General features: G+C 31.5%; 3 protein-coding genes and 1 rRNA gene. All 4 read left to right on the plus strand.

Annotated elements, in window-relative coordinates; genetic code table 11:
• Positions 1-91, plus strand: a 5S ribosomal RNA gene (rrf, locus tag ACFCYJ_RS27235); the annotation flags it as partial.
• A gap of 334 nt (positions 92-425) precedes the next feature.
• Positions 426-1,598 carry an ATP-grasp domain-containing protein gene (locus tag ACFCYJ_RS27240; protein ID WP_376079074.1) on the plus strand — a complete coding sequence of 391 codons (1,173 nt, stop codon included), beginning with the start codon at positions 426-428 and terminating at the stop codon, positions 1,596-1,598.
• A gap of 36 nt (positions 1,599-1,634) precedes the next feature.
• Positions 1,635-3,320, plus strand: coding sequence for a methyl-accepting chemotaxis protein (locus ACFCYJ_RS27245; protein WP_376079076.1), 1,686 nt, complete (start codon positions 1,635-1,637; stop codon positions 3,318-3,320).
• 192 nt (positions 3,321-3,512) lie between these two features.
• Positions 3,513-4,406 carry a patatin-like phospholipase family protein gene (locus ACFCYJ_RS27250; protein ID WP_376079078.1) on the plus strand — a complete coding sequence of 298 codons (894 nt, stop codon included), beginning with the start codon at positions 3,513-3,515 and terminating at the stop codon, positions 4,404-4,406.
• The last annotated feature ends 269 nt before the right edge of the window (positions 4,407-4,675 follow it).

Below are 4,675 nucleotides of genomic sequence, written 5' to 3' on the forward strand. Positions count from 1 at the left end.
CACCCGTTCCCATACCGAACACGGAAGTTAAGCTCTTTAGCGCCGATGGTAGTTGGGGGCTTCCCCCTGTGAGAGTAGGACGTCGCTAGGCAATGTAAACAGTCAGCTGTGTGCTGGCTGTTTTTTTTATACAAAATTATACAAATAGTAATAAACCAAGAAGCTTAAATTGGCTTCTTGGTTTTTTTTAGTTATTTACTTTAGCAAAAATTAATCTTCATATAGTTAAATATACTCATTGATGTTTAGATATTTAAGTGTGCTTTTTATTAACTTTAATGAAATATTACCTATGGTATAAAAAGTCAAAATTATGGATTTTATAGGTATTATATATTAGAATAGGTAATAGTCATTTTTACATACTTTTATAGATTCTTTTAGGATATGGATATGTAAAAAATATATGGATAGGAGTGTAAAAGTTGATAATACTAGATAGACCTTATGTTTCTGATTTATTAGCGCACACAATTAGTAGGAATGAAATTCCAGTTATCAAATTAAATGAAGTTTTTATACCAAATGAATCTACTATAAATTTTAAAAAGGTAGACGATTTGTTGATTGAATTAGAGAAGGGGAATTGTCCAATTCTCTTTAACTCTGAAAATGGACTTAATATTTTATCAAAATATGCACCTAAACACTATTTAACAACTGTTACAGATATTTTGAAAAATAAAGTTACTTTCAGGAAAACATTAAGTAGACATTATAAAGATTTCTTTTTCACAGAAGTTTCTCTAAAAGAATTAGAAGAATTAGATCCTAGTGCTCTACCTTTCCCTATTATTGTTAAGCCTGTTATAGGATATTCAAGTATAGGTGTACATCGTATTGATAAGGTAGAAGAATATAAAGAAACTATTAAACAACTTAAATTTGAAATGGAAGTTACAAGTTCAGACTATCCAATCGAAGTTATTAATAACCAATCATTTATAATTGAGAAATTAATTGAAGGTGATGAATACGCTGTTGACGTATATTTTACAGAAGACGGGGAACCTGTTATCTTAAATCTTTTTAAAAGAATGTTTAGGCATGAGAAAGACATGAGCGATAGAATTTACTATACGAGTAAGCAAGTAATAAATGAGTCCCTCAACAAAATTCAAGAATTTTTAGGAACTATTTCATCGTTCTTCGCTTTAAAACTTGCCCCTATACATATTGAAATTCGCATCGATAATGAGGGACAGATTGTTCCAATTGAAGTAAATCCACTTAGATTTGCTGGTATCGGTACAAATGAACTTGGCGTTCATGCATATGGTGTAAACGCATGTGAGTACTTTTTTAAACAACAAAAGCCTGATTGGGAAAATATAGTTAATCAAATGGATGATTCAATTTATAGTTTTTGTTGTGCTGAAATAGATGCCTCTATTGATTGTAAGCAAGTTGTATCTATTAATCATGAAGCATTTAAACTAAATTTTGATGAAATTTTAGAATATCGACCAATGAAAGTGAATGAAAGCTCTACTTTTGCTGTAATCTTCCATAAATCACCGGATTTAAATGAGAATATAAGGTTATTGAACTTAGATCTGAATCAATATATTACGTTAAATGAATTGGTATTTGTTTAATAATGATTAATTTTTTTATTACAGTTAGGAGCGTTAATGATGTTTAAAGGTATGACAATTAGAAAGAAAATATTATTAAACGTATTAATGCCTATTGTTGTTATAAGCACAATTTTTAGCTTTGCCATTTTTATTGTAGCTGAACGTTTAATTGATGGGTATATTATTCCTCAGTTTGAAGAGAGCTTAACGATGAAAATGGAGGATTTTGATGAGCTATTTGATAAAGAATTAATCAATAGTGCTAAAACAAACAAAAGTGCATATCAAGAATTATTGTCTAGAGGAAATGCATTCAAAGAAAAGTATGATTTAGAAAATGTGTATATTATGAGTAAAGTAGATAATAAAGAAGTCATTTTATTTTTAGGCAATGACGATAAGTATTTATCACCACTAGCGTTTACAGATGAACAAAAAGCAGCGCTAGGCACAACTAAAATGGTTACAAGTGATATTTATATAGATGATTACGGTGCTCATAAGTCTACATTTTTACAAGTTCAAGGAACAGATTCTGTCTTAGGATTAGATGAAGATGCAGATTTTATAGTTGATTTAGAAAATTTATTAATAAAGGTATGTGTATTATTAGCACTTATATTTATTGTGATAAGTGGTATATTAGCATATTTCACTGCTAAAAGAATTTCTAAACCGTTAAATCAACTTGTAGATTACACTAAAGTAATTGCAGCTGGTGATTTAACGCAGGAAATAAAAAATACAAGTAATGACGAAATTGGTCAGCTTGCATCAAGTTTTAATAGTATGCAAGTACAGCTAAAAGATGTTATAGGGCATGTATCCTCAACAGCAGACTATGTAGCAAATGGGTCTAAAGAATTGACTCAAAGTATAGAGCAAGTGACAGAAATGACTAATCAGGTATCAGCGGCGATTCAGGAAGTTTCAGTAAGTAGCGAAATGGTAACAACTGGGGCTATTCAAAATCAAATTGCGATTAGAGAAATATCAGAGGGTATAGTAGAAATTACGGAATCTACCACGAATGTCTCTGATGAATCTATTAAGACATCTGAAGAATCCAATCAAGGTAATAATGTTATTCAACAATCCGTACAAGGAATTGATTCGATTAACGAGCTTTCAAAAGCCTCTATGCAAATGACAGAACAAATGCATCAACGTTCTAAAGAAGTAGGACAAATTACAAATGTAATTACAAGTATTTCAGATCAAATTAATTTACTTGCACTAAATGCAGCTATTGAGGCTGCTCGTGCAGGTGAATATGGAAAAGGGTTTGCTGTTGTTGCAGATGAAATAAGACATTTAGCAGAACAATCTGCCCAATCTGCTAATGACATTACTAAATTAATCTCTGAAATGCAAAACAATTCTAATGAATCTGTTGACGCTATTACGAGAGTAGTAAATGAAATTGATCAAGAGACTGTCGCAATAAGATTGGCTGGAGATACTTTCCGAAATATCTCATCTCTAATTTCAAACATTAGTATGCGAACGCAATCAATTGCTTCAACAGTAGAACAAATATCAGCAAGCTCTGAACAAGTATTAGGGACTACTGAGACAACTGTGCAATCATTGGAGCAAACATCAGCAGGTACCCAAAACATTGCTTCAACTATGCAAGAGCAATCTGCTTTTATGGAAGAAATGCTAGGAACTGCTAATCAAGTAAACGAGATGGTTGAAAACTTAAAAGGTCAAATTGCACATTTTAAAATTAAGTAATCTAAGCGATAACATAAACTAAGTTAAAAGGATTAGCTCTATCTTGAACAGAGTTAATCCTTTTACTATTTTTAGATCCGTATGTCAGTATCAAAGTCGTTTGTAAATTCGACAAAATACTCATTGAGTTCGTTCTATTTGTATATAACCATTTATATAATGTAAAGATTACTTGAAAAAGGAGAGGGAATTTTGTGGATTGATGGTGTTTTTTCTGGTGGCGGTTTGAAGGGGTTTGCACTAGTTGGGGCGTATCAAGTACTAGAAGCTGAAAATTTTCGCTTTAAACGGGTAGCTGGGACGAGTGCCGGGGCCATATTAGCTGCTTTTATTGCTGCGGGATATAGCGGAAAAGAAATCCAGACTATGTTAGAAGAGTTGGATGTACCTTCATTATTAGATCAAAGGAAAACAATCTTACCATTCCCGTTTATGAAGTGGGTTAATGTTTATCACCATTTAGGTTTATATAAAGGAAAAGCATTAGAAAAATGGTTTTTTCAAAAATTAGCTGCAAAAGGTGTTTATACGTTCGGAGATTTACCTAGAGATTCATTAAAGTTAGTGGCCTCAGATTTAACAAATGGCAAAATGATGGTGTTACCGGATGATTTACAAAATTATCATATTGATGCGAAAAAATTTTCTGTTGCAAGTGCTTTACGTATGAGTTGTGGTATACCATTTTTCTTTGAACCAGTTACATTAAAAACAGGAAAAGGAGATTCAGTTATTGTAGATGGCGGTGTATTGAGTAATTTTCCGTTATGGGTATTTGATGATAGAGAAGGGCGTAAGGTGCGGCCGATTATAGGGCTTAAATTGAGTAGACGTAGAGAAGAACAACACCCACATGAAATTAAAAATGGATTAAATTTATTTGAAGCTTTATTTTCTACTATGAAAGATGCTCATGATGAAAGATATATCTCAAGACGGCATGAAAGAGATATTATTTTTATTCCTGTCGATGATTATAGCGCTACTCAATTTGATTTAGATGAAGAGACTAAAGAAACACTTTTAGAGATTGGAAGAAACCGTACTATTCAATTTTTAAAAGCGTGGCCAAGATTTAAGTTATAAAACTTTTGAAAAAATGAATAAAACTATTGACGCTCTATGAAGTAGATGATATTATATAAAAGTTGCTGATAAACATGCAACTAGAACAATATAAAAATAAAATAACTGTTTGACAGTATGTGTGAAACATGTTATTATATAAAAGTTAACTCTTAACAAAGAGATAACGATTGTAAATGAACCTTGAAAACTGAACAAGCAAAACGTAATCAATAAAGTTTTTAGTAACTAACCTTGAGTTGGTGAACGAAACAAAATTTTGGACATCA

It is taken from the genome of Lysinibacillus sp. NPDC056232, assembly GCF_042267565.1.
Classification (GTDB): Bacteria; Bacillota; Bacilli; order Bacillales_A; family Planococcaceae; genus Lysinibacillus.